The 15,815-nt window shown below is 75.6% G+C and carries 17 protein-coding genes; 7 read left to right on the top strand and 10 right to left on the bottom strand.

The features are described 5' to 3' along the window. Positions 1-178 precede the first annotated feature (178 nt). Both dapD and LPA27_RS10830 read left to right on the top strand, forming a co-directional pair. Complete coding sequence (gene dapD / locus LPA27_RS10835; RefSeq protein ID WP_228942432.1) at positions 179-1,156, top strand: 2,3,4,5-tetrahydropyridine-2,6-dicarboxylate N-succinyltransferase; 978 nt, start codon at positions 179-181, stop codon at positions 1,154-1,156. A gap of 76 nt (positions 1,157-1,232) precedes the next feature. Continuing rightward, positions 1,233-2,201 (top strand): hypothetical protein, encoded by a 969-nt coding sequence (locus LPA27_RS10830; RefSeq protein ID WP_228942431.1) that lies wholly within the window; start codon positions 1,233-1,235, stop codon positions 2,199-2,201. A 9-nt stretch (positions 2,202-2,210) separates the two neighbouring features. On the opposite strand, the gene dapC is transcribed toward LPA27_RS10830, so the two are convergent. Further along, the gene (gene dapC, locus LPA27_RS10825) at positions 2,211-3,287 is read right to left on the bottom strand and encodes a succinyldiaminopimelate transaminase (protein ID WP_324251256.1); all 1,077 of its coding nucleotides are present in this window, start codon (positions 3,285-3,287) and stop codon (positions 2,211-2,213) included. Positions 3,288-3,331: 44 nt separating this feature from the next. Continuing rightward, positions 3,332-3,658 (bottom strand): ferredoxin, encoded by a 327-nt coding sequence (gene fdxA, locus LPA27_RS10820; protein WP_056862274.1) that lies wholly within the window; start codon positions 3,656-3,658, stop codon positions 3,332-3,334. Positions 3,659-3,734: 76 nt separating this feature from the next. Here fdxA and LPA27_RS10815 point away from each other — a divergent pair, with 76 nt between their 5' ends. Then, a complete protein-coding gene (locus LPA27_RS10815; RefSeq protein ID WP_228942430.1) occupies positions 3,735-4,739 on the top strand; it encodes a GNAT family N-acetyltransferase in 1,005 nt (334 codons plus the stop codon). A gap of 6 nt (positions 4,740-4,745) precedes the next feature. Here LPA27_RS10815 and LPA27_RS10810 read toward each other — a convergent pair whose 3' ends face one another. Beyond that, the gene (locus LPA27_RS10810) at positions 4,746-5,702 is read right to left on the bottom strand and encodes a DUF389 domain-containing protein (protein WP_193665191.1); all 957 of its coding nucleotides are present in this window, start codon (positions 5,700-5,702) and stop codon (positions 4,746-4,748) included. Positions 5,703-5,812: 110 nt separating this feature from the next. Between LPA27_RS10810 and LPA27_RS10805 the strand changes: the two genes are divergently transcribed. Then, positions 5,813-6,160, top strand: coding sequence for a hypothetical protein (locus LPA27_RS10805; RefSeq protein ID WP_228942429.1), 348 nt, complete (start codon positions 5,813-5,815; stop codon positions 6,158-6,160). A gap of 52 nt (positions 6,161-6,212) precedes the next feature. Here the strand turns inward: LPA27_RS10805 and LPA27_RS10800 are convergent, their stop codons facing one another. The 4 genes from LPA27_RS10800 to LPA27_RS10785 all read right to left on the bottom strand — a co-directional run bounded on the left by LPA27_RS10800 (position 6,213) and on the right by LPA27_RS10785 (position 10,376). Next, positions 6,213-7,985, bottom strand: coding sequence for a VanW family protein (locus tag LPA27_RS10800; RefSeq protein ID WP_228942428.1), 1,773 nt, complete (start codon positions 7,983-7,985; stop codon positions 6,213-6,215). Positions 7,986-8,017: 32 nt separating this feature from the next. Further along, positions 8,018-8,473, bottom strand: coding sequence for a hypothetical protein (locus LPA27_RS10795; RefSeq protein WP_228942427.1), 456 nt, complete (start codon positions 8,471-8,473; stop codon positions 8,018-8,020). 77 nt (positions 8,474-8,550) lie between these two features. After that, on the bottom strand, positions 8,551-9,519 hold the full coding sequence (gene mshB, locus LPA27_RS10790; protein WP_228942426.1) for an N-acetyl-1-D-myo-inositol-2-amino-2-deoxy-alpha-D-glucopyranoside deacetylase: 969 nt from the start codon (positions 9,517-9,519) through the stop codon (positions 8,551-8,553). A gap of 110 nt (positions 9,520-9,629) precedes the next feature. Next, a complete protein-coding gene (locus tag LPA27_RS10785) occupies positions 9,630-10,376 on the bottom strand; it encodes a (deoxy)nucleoside triphosphate pyrophosphohydrolase (protein WP_228942425.1) in 747 nt (248 codons plus the stop codon). A 47-nt stretch (positions 10,377-10,423) separates the two neighbouring features. On the opposite strand from LPA27_RS10785, the gene LPA27_RS10780 reads away from it, so the two are divergent. Together LPA27_RS10780 and LPA27_RS10775 are read left to right on the top strand one after the other, a co-directional pair. After that, positions 10,424-11,605 (top strand): DMT family transporter, encoded by a 1,182-nt coding sequence (locus LPA27_RS10780; protein ID WP_228942424.1) that lies wholly within the window; start codon positions 10,424-10,426, stop codon positions 11,603-11,605. A gap of 242 nt (positions 11,606-11,847) precedes the next feature. After that, positions 11,848-12,954 carry a hypothetical protein gene (locus LPA27_RS10775; protein ID WP_228942423.1) on the top strand — a complete coding sequence of 369 codons (1,107 nt, stop codon included), beginning with the start codon at positions 11,848-11,850 and terminating at the stop codon, positions 12,952-12,954. Positions 12,955-12,974: 20 nt separating this feature from the next. Here LPA27_RS10775 and LPA27_RS10770 read toward each other — a convergent pair whose 3' ends face one another. Continuing rightward, on the bottom strand, positions 12,975-13,808 hold the full coding sequence (locus LPA27_RS10770) for a thioesterase family protein (protein ID WP_228942422.1): 834 nt from the start codon (positions 13,806-13,808) through the stop codon (positions 12,975-12,977). A gap of 63 nt (positions 13,809-13,871) precedes the next feature. On the opposite strand from LPA27_RS10770, the gene LPA27_RS10760 reads away from it, so the two are divergent. Continuing rightward, a complete protein-coding gene (locus tag LPA27_RS10760) occupies positions 13,872-14,282 on the top strand; it encodes a YidH family protein (RefSeq protein ID WP_324251255.1) in 411 nt (136 codons plus the stop codon). Positions 14,283-14,533: 251 nt separating this feature from the next. Here LPA27_RS10760 and LPA27_RS10755 read toward each other — a convergent pair whose 3' ends face one another. Both LPA27_RS10755 and LPA27_RS10750 read right to left on the bottom strand, forming a co-directional pair. Then, the gene (locus LPA27_RS10755) at positions 14,534-15,145 is read right to left on the bottom strand and encodes a hypothetical protein (RefSeq protein ID WP_228942421.1); all 612 of its coding nucleotides are present in this window, start codon (positions 15,143-15,145) and stop codon (positions 14,534-14,536) included. 36 nt (positions 15,146-15,181) lie between these two features. Further along, complete coding sequence (locus LPA27_RS10750; protein WP_228942420.1) at positions 15,182-15,796, bottom strand: hypothetical protein; 615 nt, start codon at positions 15,794-15,796, stop codon at positions 15,182-15,184. Positions 15,797-15,815: the final 19 nt, after the last annotated feature.

Here is a 15,815-nt window from a genome sequence, read left to right as displayed (position 1 = left end):
GTCCGACCCCCCGCCGGACGTCTCCAGGTTAAGCCCCACGGCGGCGAGCACCACACCGCCTCCCCAGGATCGGGGTCGGGGCGGGTGGCAGCGCGCCTCGCCCGCGGTGGCGGGCGCTGCCGTCCGGGGTCGTGGACCGCGGACGAGCCGCGGGGCGGGCCCGCCTAGGCTTGCCGCCGTGACTGAGGCCAACGACCCGACCGCCACCCCGACCCGCGCCTGGGCCCACGGCCTGGCGACCGTGACGAGCGACGACACCGTGCTGGACGTGTGGTTCCCCGAGCCCCGCCTCGGCGAGGCCCCGGCCGACGCGACCGCGCCGCGTGAGCTCACCGACCTGGTCGGCGGCGACGAGGCCCGTGGCGTGCGCCGTGAGGTGCGCCTGGTGGAGATCGACGACCTGCAGGCCGAGCCCACCTCCACCGAGGACGTCTGGCTGCGCCTGCACCTGCTCTCCTCCCGCCTGGTGCGCCCCCACACGATCTCGATGGCCGGCGTCTTCGGCCACCTGGCCAACGTCGTGTGGACCTCCGCCGGCCCCTGCGCCGTGCAGGGCTTCGAGCTGACCCGCGCCCGGCTGAAGGCCCGCGGCCAGCACGTCACCGTCTTCGGGATCGACAAGTTCCCGCGCCTGGTCGACTACGTCGTGCCCGCCGGCGTGCGCATCGCCGACGCCGACCGCGTGCGGCTGGGCGCCCACCTCGCCGAGGGCACCACCGTCATGCACGAGGGCTTCGTGAACTTCAACGCCGGCACGCTCGGCGCCAGCATGGTCGAGGGCCGGATCTCCGCCGGCGTGGTGGTCGGCGACGGCTCCGACGTCGGCGGCGGCGCCTCGATCATGGGCACGCTCTCCGGCGGTGGCACCCAGGTCATCTCCCTGGGCGAGCGCTGCCTGCTCGGCGCCAACGCCGGCATCGGCATCTCGCTCGGTGACGACTGCGTGGTCGAGGCCGGCTGCTACGTCACCGCCGGCACCAAGGTGAGCCTCGTGGGCGAGCGCGACGAGGCCGGCGAGCCCCGCGTGGTCAAGGCCCTCGAGCTCTCCGGCTCCGACAACGTGCTCTTCCGCCGCAACTCCGTCTCCGGCGCCGTCGAGGCCGTCGCCCGCACCGGGCAGGGCATCGCGCTCAACGCCGACCTGCACGCCAACTGAGGCGCGGTCGAGGACCCACAGCCGCCGACCGGCGCGTTCTCAGGTGGTTCTTGGCCGGTCCCAGGAGAATCGACCCATGAGGACCTCCGTGATCGCCGCGGGCTCCGCCGTGGCCGCGCTGGGGGTCGTGGGGGCCGTCGGCTACGGCGTCTACCAGGAGGTGGCGCCGTCGCTCGACGGCGACACCTGCGTCGCCACCGTCGACGGCCGCTCGGTCGAGCTGAGCGTGGAGCAGGCCGAGAACGCCTCGCTCATCGTCGCGACCGCCGTGCGCCGCGGCATGCCCGCCCGCGCGGCGTCGATCGCCCTGGCCACGGCCTACCAGGAGTCGAAGATCGTCAACATCGACTACGGCGACCGCGACTCCGTCGGCCTCTTCCAGCAGCGCCCCTCGCAGGGCTGGGGCACCGTGGAGCAGATCCTCGACCCGACCTACGCCACCAACGCCTTCTACGACGAGCTCGAGGAGGTCGACGGCTACGAGTCGATGGAGATCACCGTCGCCGCCCAGGCCGTGCAGCGCTCGGCCTTCCCCGACGCCTACGCCGACCACGAGGACGACGCCCGCGTCATCGCCTCGGCGCTGACCGGCAACTCACCGGCCGCCTTCACCTGCGAGAGCGACGACTCCGCCGAGGCCGCCTCCGACACCCTCGGCGACAACGGCCTGGTCGCCCGCGCCGAGCGGGTGCGACGCGACGTCGACCGACACTTCGGCCGCCAGGCCGTCGGCGGCTTCGCCCCCGGCGGGGTCAGCACCGGCCACATGGAGGGCTCGGCGCACTACGAGGGGCGCGCCGTCGACCTGTTCTACCGCCCGGTGAACCCGACCAACCTGGTGCGCGGCTGGGCGGTGGCGCAGTACCTCGTCGCGCAGGCCGAGCGCCTCGACGTCGCCACCGTCATCTACGACGCGAAGATCTGGACCTCCGGGCGCGCCGACGAGGGCTGGCGCGACTACACCCCCGACACCTCCGGCCGCTCCCCCGAGACCGCCGCGATCCTCGAGCACCGCGACCACGTGCACGTCGACGTGCTCGACTGACCCGCTCGGTCAGCGCGTGAGGCGCTCGACGGCGGCGTCGACCCGCTCGTCGGTGGCGGTGAAGGCGACGCGCACGTGCTGGCGACCGGCGACGCCGTAGAAGGCCCCGGGCGCCACGAGGATGCCGCGCTCGGCGAGCCAGGAGACGGTGTCCCAGCAGTCCTCGTCACGGGTCGACCAGAGGTAGAGCGAGGCCTCGGAGTGGTCGACGCGGAAGCCGGCGTGCAGCAGCGCCTCGCGCAGCCGGGCGCGGCGGGCGGCGTAGACGGCGTGCTGGGCCACGACGTGGTCGTCGTCGTCGAGGGCCGCGGCCATCGCGACCTGCACCGGGCCGGGCATGATCAGGCCGAGGTTCTTGCGCACGGCGAGCAGCTCGGCGACGACCGCGGTGTCGCCGGCGACGAAGGCGGCGCGGTAGCCCGCGAGGTTGGAGCGCTTCGACAGCGAGTGGACCGCGAGGATCCCCTCGAGCGAGCCGCCGTTGACGTCGGGGTGGAGCACCGAGACCGGGGTGGTCTCCCAGGCGCACTCGAGGTAGCACTCGTCGGAGACCAGCAGGGCGCCCCGCTCGCGGCACCAGTCGACGACCTTGCGCAGGTGCTCGGGCGGCAGCACCCGGCCCGAGGGGTTCGAGGGCGAGTTCAGCCAGACCAGCGCCGGGGTCTCGGGGCCCAGCGAGGTCAGCGAGTCGGTGGCCACGGCGCGGGCGCCGACGAGGGCGGCGCCGACCTCGTAGGTCGGGTAGGCCAGCGCGGGGTAGGCGATGAGGTCGCCGGCGCCCAGGCCCAGGTGCAGCGGCAGCGCGCCGATGAGCTCCTTGGAGCCGATCGACGGCAGCACCTGGTCGGTCCCGAGGCCGGTCACGCCGTGGCGGCGCGCCAGCCAGTCCACGACGGCCTGGCGGGTGCGCTCGAGGCCGAGGGTGGTCGGGTAGCCCGGCGAGTCGGTCGCGCCGGCTAGGGCGCGGCGTACGACCTCGGGGGTGGGGTCGACGGGCGTGCCGATGGAGAGGTCGACGACACCGTCGGGGTGGGCGCGGGCCCGTGCGGCGTGCCCGGTGAGGGCGTCCCAGGGGAAGTCGGGCAGGCGCGCGGAGACGGTGCCCCGCGCGCCCGGCCCGGCCGTGTCGCTCAGTGGTCCTGGTTCTGCGGGGGGAGGGCGGCGATGAAGGGGTGGTCGTGGTCGATCTCCCCCATCTTCGCAGCGCCGCCGGGCGAGCCGAGCTCGTCGAAGAACTTCACGTTGGCGTCGTAGTAGTCCTTCCACTCCTCCGGCGTGTCGTCCTCGTAGAAGATGGCCTCGACCGGGCAGACCGGCTCGCACGCACCGCAGTCGACGCACTCGTCGGGGTGGATGTAGAGCATCCGCTTGCCCTCGTAGATGCAGTCGACGGGGCACTCGTCCACGCAGGCGCGGTCCTTGACGTCGACACACGGCTGGGAGATGACGTAGGTCACCGGGATCCTCCTGGGAGTGGAGATCCAGGCCGGGGCCTGGGGGTGCTGATGGACTCCCACAGCCTAGTATCCCGGCGTGCCCGACGCCGCCCCCGCCCACCGCTTGGGTCCGCACGTCGTGGGCACGCGGGTCGTGGTGAGGCGGATCGTGCGCGGCGGCGGCGCCTCGGGCGACGAGCCCGAGGCCGGCCCCACGGGCGGCCCGGCCTTCACCGACCTGCTCGGCACGTGCACGGCCTGGGGCGCCGAGACCTGCACGATCGCCCCGGAGCGGGGCGAGCCGGTCGAGATCGCGCTGCGCGACATCGTCTCGGGCAAGCCGGTGCCGCCGCGCGCGTCGGTGCGCCAGCGGGTCTCGGCCCGCGAGGCCGAGGGCCACTCCTTCTCGGCCTTCCCCGACGTCGAGCGCCGCGACCTGGGCGACTGGGTGGCCCGCAGCGACCCGATGCCGGTGGGGAGGCCCTTCAAGCGCGCCAACTCCTGCCTGGCCGTGGGCGACCCCGGCGTGCCGGTGGCCGAGGCCCTGACCCGGGTCGAGGCCTTCTACGCCGAGCGCGACCGGCCCGCGCTGCTGCAGGTCGAGGCCGACGGGCCGGTCGAGGCCGCCGCGCTCGCCGCGGGCTGGGGGCTGCTGCCGCACGGGGAGGTCGAGTTCCGGCTCGGCTCGCTGGCCGCCGTACGCCGGCGCCGGCGCGGCCTCGCCCCCGCCGTCGACCGCACCCACGTGGAGGTCACCGGCGACCGGGCGCTCGCGGTGGTCGCGACCTCGGCGGGCCGCATCGCCGAGGGCCGCGCCATCCTCGACGGCGACTGGCTGGGGCTGCACGCGCTCAAGGTCCGCCTCGAGCACCGCCGCCAGGGCCTGGCCGGCGAGGTGATGGACGCGCTGCTGGAGTGGGGCGCCGAGCGCGGGGCGAGCACCGTGTGGCTGCACGTCGAGACCGACAACGAGCCCGCCCTCGCCCTCTACGACGGCCTGGGCCTGCTCCCCCACCACCTCACGCGCTACCTCGTCCCGCCCGGGGTCGCCGCGTGGCCGGGCGACGGCTTCACCGGCGGCGGTCCGGGCAGCGGGACCTGAGCCCGGTCACGACAGCCGGCGGAAGAGCCGCTCGCTGGCCACGGTGATCGGCGTCCACCACAGCCGCATCACCACCAGCACCAGGGTGCCGGCGATGATCATGCCGGCGACGTTGAGCCCCAGCTGGGCCAGCGACCCGCGGATCTCGCCGCCGTCGAGGAAGGCCAGGCCGAGGGCGAGGTTGCCGGCGGCCGGCACGGTGGTGACGCTGATGAACACCCCGACCATGGTGGCGGTCTTCTCGATGGCCAGCGCGAGGGCGCCGGCGGCGCCGGCGACCAGGGCGACGATGAAGGACCAGCGGTCGGGGTGCCAGATGAAGCCGGTGTTGGGCCGCTCGCGCACGACCTCCTCGAGCGTGACCAGCCCGGTCGCCCGGGCCAGCACCGCCAGCAGCGTCACGACCACGATGGCGAGCAGGAACGACAGCACGAGCAGCCGGAGCCCGCGGCCGACGAGCCCCCAGCGGCCCAGCAGCAGCCCGGCGCAGGTGGCCGCGATCGCGCTGAACTCCGGGCCGACCACCATCGCCCCGATGACGAGCACCGCGGAATCGGTGATCACCGCCACCGCGGCCAGCACGACCGCGAGCACGAGGAAGACGTGGAAGGACACCGTGGGCACGGCGCCCGCCTCCGCGGCCGCCTCGACCGACTCCCAGATCACGGCGTCGTCGGGGTGGCCCGGGGCGGCGCGCTCGAGCCGGTCGGCGGCGTCGAAGGGCGTGCCGGTGGGCGAGGTCACCACGATCCCGCCGCGCTCGCGCAGCCCCAGGCGGGTGAGCTCGCGGATCACCGGTCCGGCCTTCTCCCGCGCCACGTCGGCCTCGACGAGGTCGCCGGCGGGCTCGAGCACCACGCCGCGCTGGAGGGTCACGTTGGTGATCCAGTCGTGGCGGCAGAGGGTCTGGCAGACCGACTCGGTCAGGTCGGCGGGCGCGGTCACGCGCAGGTGGAGCAGCACGCGCCCAGGCTAGAGCGGCCGGCCTCGTCGGCTCCGACGGGCCCGGGTGCGCGCCGGACACGCCGAGCCAGTAGTTCGCGTAACTCACCTAGGTCAGTATGGTTACGCGCATGATGACCGACGCCGGCCTCCCCCAGCCGTCTGGCTGCCAGCCCCTCGACCCCCGCGTGGCGATCGACACCGCGGTCGAGGCGCGGGAGGGGCGGATGTGCGTGCTGCGGGGCACGGCGTGCGTGCACGACGCCACCGTGGCCATCGTCGAGGTGAGCACCGACGGCGGCGAGAGCTGGCACGAGGCCACCCTCACCGGGCCCAACGAGCCGGCCGGCCCCGTCGAGTGGGAGCACCCCTGGGTGCCCGAGGCCCCCGGCGTGCACACCCTGCTCGCCCGGGCCACCGACTCGCGCGGGCGTCGCCACGACGTCGGTCGCGACCGGCTCCGCGTCTCCCCGGCCTGAGGTCGGGGCCCTGGCCGGACCCTTGGCCGGCAGCTCGGGTCAGCCGCTCGGGTCAGCCGCGCCCGGCACCCGCCGGCGGGCGGCAGATGATGGTGTCGGAGGGGATGTAGTCGGTGTGGATCTTCTCCTGCTTGACCAGCCGGTCATCGCCGGGTCGCCGGAAGTAGCGCCACACGTCGACCGAGAAGCCGGAGTAGCCGGTGTTGGGCAGGCAGTTCTCGGTGCTCAGGGTCTGCGTGGCCGGGGCGGTGTAGTCGTAGCGCTCGGAGGTCCGGGTGGTGATGTCCCAGGTCTTGGTCGACCAGATCGAGACCGTCAGCACGCCCTGCGACGACGGGGTGCTGTCGGAGAAGGCGGTGTCGACCAGCACGCCGTGGTCGGTGTCGTTGCGGAAGCGCAGGTCGACCGCGCCCCACACGACGGTGGCCTCGCGGCCCACGGGGTAGCGGTCGATGTAGACCGAGTGCGCCTTGTGCTCGACGTCCTCGAGGCCGGCGAAGAAGGCGGCGTTGTAGGTCGTGGTCGCCATCTGCGAGACGCCGCCGCCGAGGTCCTCGACGAAGACGCCGTCGCTGATGATGGTGCCGGTGGTGAAGCCGTTCTCGACCGTGCGCTCGCCCACGATGTCGTTGAGGGAGAAGGTCTCGCCCGGCTTCACGACCGTGCCGTCGACGATCTCCGCGGCGCGGCCGATGTTGACGTTGCGGTACTCCGCGTAGGGGAAGTACGTCGTGAACGACGACACCCGCTCGCGGATCCCCAGCGCCCGGGCGTCCTTTGTGGTGAAGTCGGGCCGGGCCACGGTGGCCGCGACGTCGACCTCGCGCCTGCCCTCGCGGCGCGTCAGCACGTCGAGGAAGTCGGCGGCGACGTCGTCGGGGTCGTAGGAGACCCCGGGGCGGCCCGGCACGACCTCCGGGCGGCCGTCGACCAGCGCGACGGTGGCGTCGACGGGGTCGTCGGAGGTGGTCATCGAGTCGACCAGCGCGCTCAGCGCCTCGGTGTCGACGCGCGGCTCGAGCTCCCCGTCGACGGGCTCCATCGAGAGCGCCTCGCGGTAGTCGGCCGGCTGCAGCCGCAGCGGCGTGCCGTCGAAGCGCAGCACGACCGAGGCGGACAGCGCGGGGTTGGCGAAGTCGTCGAGGCCGGCCTGCACGTCGGCGGCGTCGATGTCGGGCTCCACCACGACCGGCTCCAGCTCGACGCGGCGGTCGGCGCGGCGCTCGGCGACGTACGCCGCCTCCAGCGCCTCGCGGACCTCCTCGGCGTCGAGGGCGCGGCCCTGCTGCGGGGAGACGGTGCTGACGCCCGCGGGACCGAAGACGACCTCGCCGTCGACCGCGGGAGCACCGGCCTCGTCGTCGAGGCGGGTCACCAGCGCGTCGAGCGCGGCGGGGTCGACGTCGACGACGGCCTCGAGGTCGTCGCCGCCGGTGTAGTAGTCCCACAGGCGGCGGGGGTCCCAGGTGCGCTCGCCGCCCGCGGCCTCGACCGAGGCGAGGTGGTCGACCGAGAGCCCCGCGTCGGCGGGGCTGATGCGCAGCGGCTCGGCGTCGGAGCCGGCCACGGAGACCCGCAGCCGGCCGCTCTCGCGCTCGGCGAGGCCCTCCTCGAGCGCGGCGACCGCGTCGGCCTGGGTGCGCCCGCCGATGTCGACGCCCGAGACGGCCGTGCCGCGCGGCACCTTGTCGCCGGCGGTGAGGGCCAGCGCGGCGTAGCCGCCACCGGCGAGCAGGGCCAGCCCGCCGATGACCGCGGCGACGACCTTGCCCCCGCTCCCCTCGCGGTCGGGGCGGGGCGGCTTGGCGTCGTCTCGCGGGCTCACGACCCCCATCCTAAGGAAGGGCCCGCGCCGGGTCAGGATCCCCGGCCCTGGGCGGGCGGCGCGGGGTCGGCCGCGGCGGCGCCCTCCGGGGGCCGAGCACCGGGCTGGTCACCGGTCCGGTCATCGGGTCGGTCACCGGGCCGGTCACCGGGTCCGGCGCCACGCGGACGGAGCACCAGGGTGGTCACGTCGGAGACGACGAGGACCACGACGACGAGCCCGAGGCCGAGCAGCAGGTAGCCCGCGACGTCCTGGGCGACGAGGTAGCCCGACCCCGGGGAGCTCTCCAGCACGACGCCGAGCACGACCACCCACGCCAGCGCCCACGGCGGGCGCGCCCACCACGACCGCGGCAGGGCCCACGCCGTGGCCAGGGTGGCGGCCGCGCCGAGCAGCAGGCCCCACCACAACGGGTGCACCAGCACGACGGCGGTCGCGGTCGCCGCGCCCACCGCGGCCAGCAGCCCGGCGGCGAGCACGCGCAGCACCAGCCCGACCGGCCCCGGTCGGGCCGCTCGCCCCGGCGCCCCGGGGTGCGCCGGCGCCTCGGCCACCACGGGCGGGGTCAGCCCGCGTCGCCGGCGAGCCCGGCGAAGAGGTCGCTCTCGAGCCCGTCGTCGCCGACCGGGCCCAGGGCGCCCTTGACCAGGCGGTAGAACTCCACGCCCCAGGCGGCGGCGCCGACGTTGTTGGACAGCGCGAAGAAGGGCCCGTCGAGGGTGACCTGCGTGGGGTAGGCCCGCAGGGCGTCCATCTTGCGCTCGACGTGGTCCTGGGCGTCGACGGCGCAGGACAGGTCGTCGTCGGCGGTCACGAAGTGCGGCAGCGGGCCGTCGGGGTCCATGCCCTCGAAGGAGGTGGTGTCGCCGGCGTCGCGCAGGGCGCGCAGGCCGGCGCGCATGCGGCTCTCCGACATGGCGCCCCAGTAGACCTTGGCGATGTCCCACGCCGCCCCGAGGTCGGGGCGGTAGGACGGCACGGCCGCGAGCTGCGCGGCGTACATCGCGACGCGGTGGGCCTGGATGTGGTCGGGGTGGCCGTAGCCCCCGAACTCGTCGTAGGTCACCAGCACCTGCGGGCGCACCTCGCGGACCACCTCGACCAGCAGGGTGGCGGCCTCGGTGAGGTCGGCGCGGGAGAAGGCGTTGTCGTGCACGTCGTCGGCGGCGACGGCGTGGCCGTCGGCGTGCCACTGCATGCCGGAGTCGCGGTAGTGCCCGAAGCCGCCGAGCCAGCGGTGGTCGGTGACGCCGAGGGCGGCCATCGCGTCGGCGATCTCGCCGCGGCGGTGCTCGCCGAGGCGGTCCTCCTTGTCGGCGGCGAGGTGCTCGAGCTCGGGCACGAGGATCTCGCCCATCTCGCCGGCGGTGCAGGTGACGAGGGTGACCGAGCGGCCCTGCGCGGCGTACTGCGCCATCGTGGCGCCCTGGCCGATCGTCTCGTCGTCGGGGTGGGCGTGCACGAGGAGCAGCCGCTGCTCGGCGGGCGTGGCGGCGGGCGGCTGCTGGGAGGCGTGGGCGGGCGCTGCGGGCATGGCGAGGATCCTAGGGACGAGGTCCGACAGGGGCGGAGGGCGCCCGGCCGCGGGAGTCCCGCCGCCGTGCACCGCGACCGGCGCACCGGCCGGTCAGTGGCCCCAACACCTCACTGCGGCTTTTTGATCCGCCTCGGCGCGCTCGGCAGGTCCAGCGGCGCCGCGGGCGGCGCGTCGGGAGCCTCGAGGCCCTCGTCGAGCCAGCCGTCGTGCTCGTCGCAGAGCACGTCGAGCACGAAGGCGGGGGCGTCAGTGACCACGGCCCAGGGGTGGTCCTCGTCGTCGTCCTCCCCGGCCAGCCGCTCGCGCTCGACGTGGGCGTCGTAGCCGTCGGCGCGCAGCCGGCGCTCCACGGCCCGGGCGTCGTCGTCGGAGAAGAAGACCGCGCGCGCCGAGGCCACCGGCGCGGTGAGCAGCACGTGGCGCAGCTCGGGCAGGAAGGGCCGGTCGGGCTCGAGCCAGTCGAGGTCGTCGAGCTCGTCGGGGCCGACCCAGGCCAGCAGGTCGTGCTCGCCCGGCTCGGGCTCGCCGCGCACCAGCCGCGCCGTGGCCACCCGCAACGTCAGCCCGGGCCGCACCGCCACCCCGTCGGCGGTCGCCCCGGCGGCGCCCGCTGCGGGCCCCGTCGCCGGCCCCGTCAGCGGTCGCAGCCACGCCACCACCTCGACCTCGCAGCCCAGCTCCTCGGCGACCTCGCGCACCAGCGCGTCGCCCGGGGTCTCGCCGGCCTCGACCTTGCCGCCCGGCAGCTCCCAGCGTCCCGCCGCCTCCGGCGGAGCCGTACGCCGCGCGGCCAGCACCCGCCCGCCGCGCACGAGCGCCGCGCCCACCACCAGCCGCTCCCGCTGCCCGTCCACGAGCCCGACTCTAGGTCTCCCGCGCACCGGTGGTGCAGGGTGGGCCCATGCTGTCTCGGGGACCTCGTCGCACGCCTGCCCCGTCGGCCGCGCAGCCGGCCGGCTCGCGACCCGGCGCCGACCGGGACGCCGACCCCGCCACCGACCACGGCCGCCACCACCCGCACCTGCCGCACCCGCAGGTGCCGCTCGTGCCAGCGGCGGCCTTCGTGGTGGTGTGGTCCTCGGGCTACATCGCCGGCCCGCTCGGCGTCGAGGCGGTGGAGCCGATCACGCTGCTGGCGCTGCGCTTCGTGGTGGCGACGCTGCTGCTGGGGGCGTGGGCGCGGTGGCGCCGCGGGCCGATGCGGCTGCCGCGGCGCGTGCTCGTGCGGCTGGGCGCGGTGGGGCTGATGATGAACGGGCTGCAGTTCGTCTTCATGTACCTCGCCTTCGACGTCGGCCTCGGCGCCACCCTCGGCGCGCTGATGCACTCGCTCTCCCCCGTGCTCACCGTCGTGCTCGCCGGGGTGCTGCTGCGCGAGCGGGTCACCCGCGTGCAGGTCGTCGGCCTGGTCGTGGGCGTCGCCGGCGTCGTGACGATCCTCGGCCCCGACGTCGAGGAGGCCGGCGGGGCGGTCGGCATCACCCTCGGCGTGCTGAGCACCCTCAGCCTCTGCCTCGGCACCCTCGGCCAGCGCTGGACGGCGGCCGCCCCGGCGCGCGCCGAGGGCGCGGGCCTGCCCTCTGACTCCCTCGAGGAGGCCGGCGCGGCCGAGTCGGGCGCGACGCCGCCCGGAGGCGCGATCGACCCGGTGTGGGCGGCGGTGGTGCAGTTCGCCGTGTGCGCCGTGCCGCTGGTGGTGCTCGGGCTGCTGCTCGAGGGCACCCGCCCCGTGCACGACCCCGCCGTCGCGGTCGCCACCGTGGCCTACCTCGCCGTCGTCAACTCCATTGTCGGCCTGCTGCTGCTCGGCGCCGTCGTGCGCCGCGGCGGCGCCGGGGCCTCGGCCAGCGTCTTCTTCCTCATGCCCCCCGTCACCGCCGTGATGGCCTGGTTCTGCTTCGGCGACACCCTCGACGCCCGTGAGCTCGTCGGCCTGGTCGTCGCCGTCCTCGGTGTCGCCGTCGCCACCCGCTCCGCCCGCCCCCACCCCGACGGTGGTCGAGGAGGGAGCCCCAGCCCCGGTGCTCGAGGAGGGAGCCCCAGCCCCGGTGGTCGAGGAGGGAGCCCCAGCCCCGGTGGTTGAGGAGGGAGCGCCAGCCCCGGTGGTTGAGGAGGGAGCGTCAGCGACCGTCTCGAAACCACTACGCCCGGGGACAGTGGTTTCGAGACGCTCGTCGCTGGCGCTCCTCCCTCCTCAACCACCGGCCCGACGGTGATCGCGAGACGCTCGTCGCTGGCGCTCCTCCCTCTCGACGACCCGTCCCGGGCAGCCCGACCAGGACGACCTGCCAGGCTGGAGCCCCGCCCGTCGACCAGGAGGACCCCGTGACCGACCCCGACCTCTGGCTCACCCCGGGCCGCGACGCCGGCCCCGCGATCGACGCGCTCGTCTCGTCGTACGGCGGGCGGCGCGCGGGTCTCGCGGGGCTGGTGGTGGCTCTGCCCCGCGAGGGCCGGCGGCTGCGGCGGACCCTGTCGCCGGGTCTCGCGGCGCGCCGCTCGTGGACGTGGCAGGGGCCCGACCGGCGCGACCCCCGCTGGTGGCCGCAGGGGGTGACCTCGTCGGCCGACGCCGCGGCGGGGGCGGCCGAGGCACCGGTGCCGGGGCGGGTGCTGATGGTCAGCTGGTACGCCAAGACGATGCCGGGCGAGCCCACGCCGCCGGGCGGCCAGGGCTCGCGGATCAGCGTCGTCGACCTCGAGACGCGCCGCTACGACCACGTCCTGCTGGTGCGCGCGCAGGCCGACGGGTCGTGGAAGCCGCTGCAGGTGCACGCGGGCGGCATCGCGTGGGTGGGGTCGTGGCTGCACGTCGCCGCCACCGCGAAGGGCTTCTGGAGCGCCCGGGTCGACGACGTCGTCGAGGTGCCGGCCGGTCGCCGCGCGGAGACCTTCGGCCACCGCTGGGTGCTGCCCGTGCGGCGCGGCCACGCCGCCGGCTCGGGTGAGGGCGTCGAGCCGCTGCGCTACTCGTTCCTCTCCGTCGACGCCTCCCCCGCGTCACCCGCGTCGTCGTCCGCCGCGCCCGCGGCGGGCCCGGAGCTGGTGGTCGGCGAGTACGCCCGGGGCCGCCGGACCCGGCGCCTGGCCCGCTTCGCCCTCTCTCCCGAGGGCGCCCCCGTGGTCGGCGACGACGGACGCGCCCGCCCGCTCTCGGTGCACGACAGCGGGGTGGCCGGCATGCAGGGCGCGGTGGTCTCGCGCGGGCGCTGGCACGTGACGACCTCCCACGGCCCCTGGACCCCGGGCACCCTGGTCACCGGCGCCTCCCCCGACGCCGCCGACCCCTGGCGGCCCCGCCGCTGGGCGACCCCGATGGGTCCCGAGGACCTCGCCGTCTGGCCCGGCGACACCCCCGCCGACGACCGGCTCTGGACGGTCACCGAGCACCCCCGCCGCCGCTGGATCTGCGAGCTGCGCGTGCCCCGCTGACGCCCGCGCCCGCAGGCGGCTCAGGCCCCGCGCGGCACCATCGCGAGCTGGCGCGCCTGGGCCACGAGGCGCCCGGCGGAGTCCCAGACCTCGCAGTCCTCCTCGAACATGCCTCCCGCGAGGTTGCGGGTGGCGTGGCGCACCTTGAGCCAGCCAGGGGCGGGCCGGGCCCGCACGTGGGCGGTGAGCTCGACGGTGGGGGCCCAGCCCATGAGCCCGAGGTCGAAGGTCACCGGCGGCAGGGCGTCGACGACGAGCAGCAGCGACAGCGGGTCGGGGTCGCGCTCGTCGTGCAGGCGGAACCACGCGGCGATCTCCCCGCGGCGGCTCGGCGCGCCGACCGCCCAGCCGGCGCTCTCGGGGGCGAAGCGCATGTCGAAGCGCTCCATCAGCGGCGCCATCGCGCGCACCTCGGGCGGGGCGTCGGTGTTGCGCACGCACTGCTCCAACGGCGGGAGCTCGGGCTCGACGGCGGTGGTGCGCACGTCGTCGGCGGCGCGGGCGAGGTCGCCGTAGGTGGCCAGCGCGGTGATGCGGGTCTGCCCGTCCTGCACGAGGTCGGCGGCGACGGTGGCGACGCGGCCGCCGTCGCGGCGTACGGCGACCTGGGCCTCGGCCGGCCCCGCGGTCGCGGCGGAGAGGTAGTAGGCGCTGATGACCAGCGGGTCGGGCTTGCCGCGCTCGGCCAGCTCGGCGCGCACGGCGGTGCCGAGGGTGGCCAGCAGGTAGCCGCCGTTGAGGCCGCCCCCGACCTTCCACCCGGCGGCGAGCTCGGCGGCGTAGCGCCCCTCGCCCTGCGCCGTGACGGCGGTCTGCGTGTCGAACTCGGAGGTCGGGGGGAGGCCTGCGGTCATGGCCGGACGCTACCGCCCGCCGCCGACCCTCCCGCGCCCGCGGTCGTGCGGCACGATGGTCGCGTGCCCGCGTCCGCCTCCCCCGCTCCCGGCGAGAGCCCCCGTGGGCAGGAGCGCCCGCGCCGCCCCGCGTGGGTCTACGGCGAGGGCCAGGAGCCCGACCCTCGCTACGTGCTCGCCAACGAGCGCACCTTCCTCGCCTGGGTGCGCACCTCGCTGGCCCTGCTCGCCGGCGGCGTCGCGCTGTCGTCGCTGGGGGTGCCGGAGCCGACGTGGCTGCGGCTGACCCTCGTCGTGGTGCTGGTGCTCCTCGGCGGGCTGACCACCGCGGTCGCGCTGGCCCGCTGGGCGTGCGTCGAGCGCGCGATGCGCACCGGCCGCCCCCTGCCCGCCTTCGGCCTGGGCCTGCTGATGACCGCCGCCGTCGTCGGCGTCTCGCTGCTCCTCGCCGTCGTGGTCCTGCTCGGCGCCTGACCGCGCCGTGGTCGAGGAGGCAGCGCCACCCGCCCCCGGTGGTTGAGGAGGGAGCGCCAGCGACCGTCTCGAAACCGCCCCCGGTGGTCGAGGAGAGAGCGCCAGCCGGCCCCGGTGGTTGAGGAGGGAGCGCCAGCGACCGTCTCGAAACCACCCCCGGTCGTCGAGGAGGCAGCGTTACCCGGCCCCGGTGGTTGAGGAGGGAGCGCCAGCGACCGTCTCGAAACCACGCCCGCCGACCGGTCGGCGCGTCACCCCGTCAGCTCGGCGCTGCCCATCACCGACTCGACGCGCTCCTGCGCCTCGGCGTCGGAGACGCTGCGGTCGAGCTCGAAGACGACGTAGACCTGCAGCTCGCCCGAGGTCGTGCCGAAGACCTCGGCCGTCGTGCCCAGGCCGGTGCCACCGTCGGCGGAGCCCGCGAGGTGCCACCACCGCGTCCCGGCGTACTCCACCGGCTGCTGCGACTCGAGGTCGGGTCCGTAGGGCGCGGTCTCGCGGAAGATGTCGGCCTGCTCGCGCAGCGTGCTGCCGTAGGACGGGATGGAGGCGATCTGCATCGCGTCGGTGGTCGCGCCGGAGAAGCCGACCTGCACCAGGTCGTCGCTGACCGGCTCGACCGTCGTGCCCTCGGGGGCGTTGACGCTCAGGCCGGGGATCTCGACCCGCTCGCCGGTGGCGGGATCGTCGGTCGGATCGGAGTCAGCCGAGGGCGGCCCCGAGGATGCGCCGGTCGGACCAGCCGAGGACGTCGAAGACTGCGCCGTGTCCACAGGGTCGCCCTCAGAGCCGCCCCCACACCCCGAGACCAGTACGCCGCAGCAGGAGACGACCGCAGCAGCGGCCAGGCGGTACGACCTCATGCCCCCACCCTCCCCCGGGCGCAGCGGCGTCACACCTCAGCCGAGCTCGACGCTCCCCATCACCGACTCGATCCGCTCCTGAGCGTCGGCCCGGCTGGTGCCCTGCGGGATGCCGAACTCCACGTAGACGACGTACTCCCCCGTGCTGGTGCCGAACGACTCCACCCGGTCGCCCAGGCCGGCCGGCCCGGCGAGGTGCCACCAGCGCTGTCCGACGTACTCCACCGGCGCCAGCACGGTGGGCGGGGTCGGGAAGCGCGAGGTCTCGGCGGCGGTCTGGGCCAGCTCGCGCAGCGACCCGCCGTAGTCGGGGATGGACCCGGCGTTGACGAAGGACCCGTCGGCGTAGTCCGCGCTGATCAGCCCCTCGCCCAGCTCCTGGGGCTTCGCACCCTGGGGCGCGACGACGGAGATCCCCTCGATCCGCAGCTCGGTGCCGTCTGGCGCCTCGGACTCCGAGGGCTCTGAGGGCTCCGAGGGCTCCGCCGAGGCGCTGGTGGAGCCCGCGGAGCCGGCGTCGGTGGGGGACGCCGCCGCGGTCGAGGACCGGTCGGGATCGTCCCCCGAGCCGTTGTCGGAGCATGCGACGCCGGTCATCGCTACGGCAGCGGCGGTCAGGGACAACAGGACGGTGCGCGCACGGGACAGCATGGCCACAGCGTGCCAGACC

Source organism: Nocardioides sp. Leaf374, assembly GCF_916862475.1.
Classification (GTDB): domain Bacteria; phylum Actinomycetota; class Actinomycetes; order Propionibacteriales; family Nocardioidaceae; genus Nocardioides; species Nocardioides kribbensis.
Note: the sequence above shows the minus strand (reverse complement) of the source record. Positions and strands in the feature narration are given on the sequence as shown.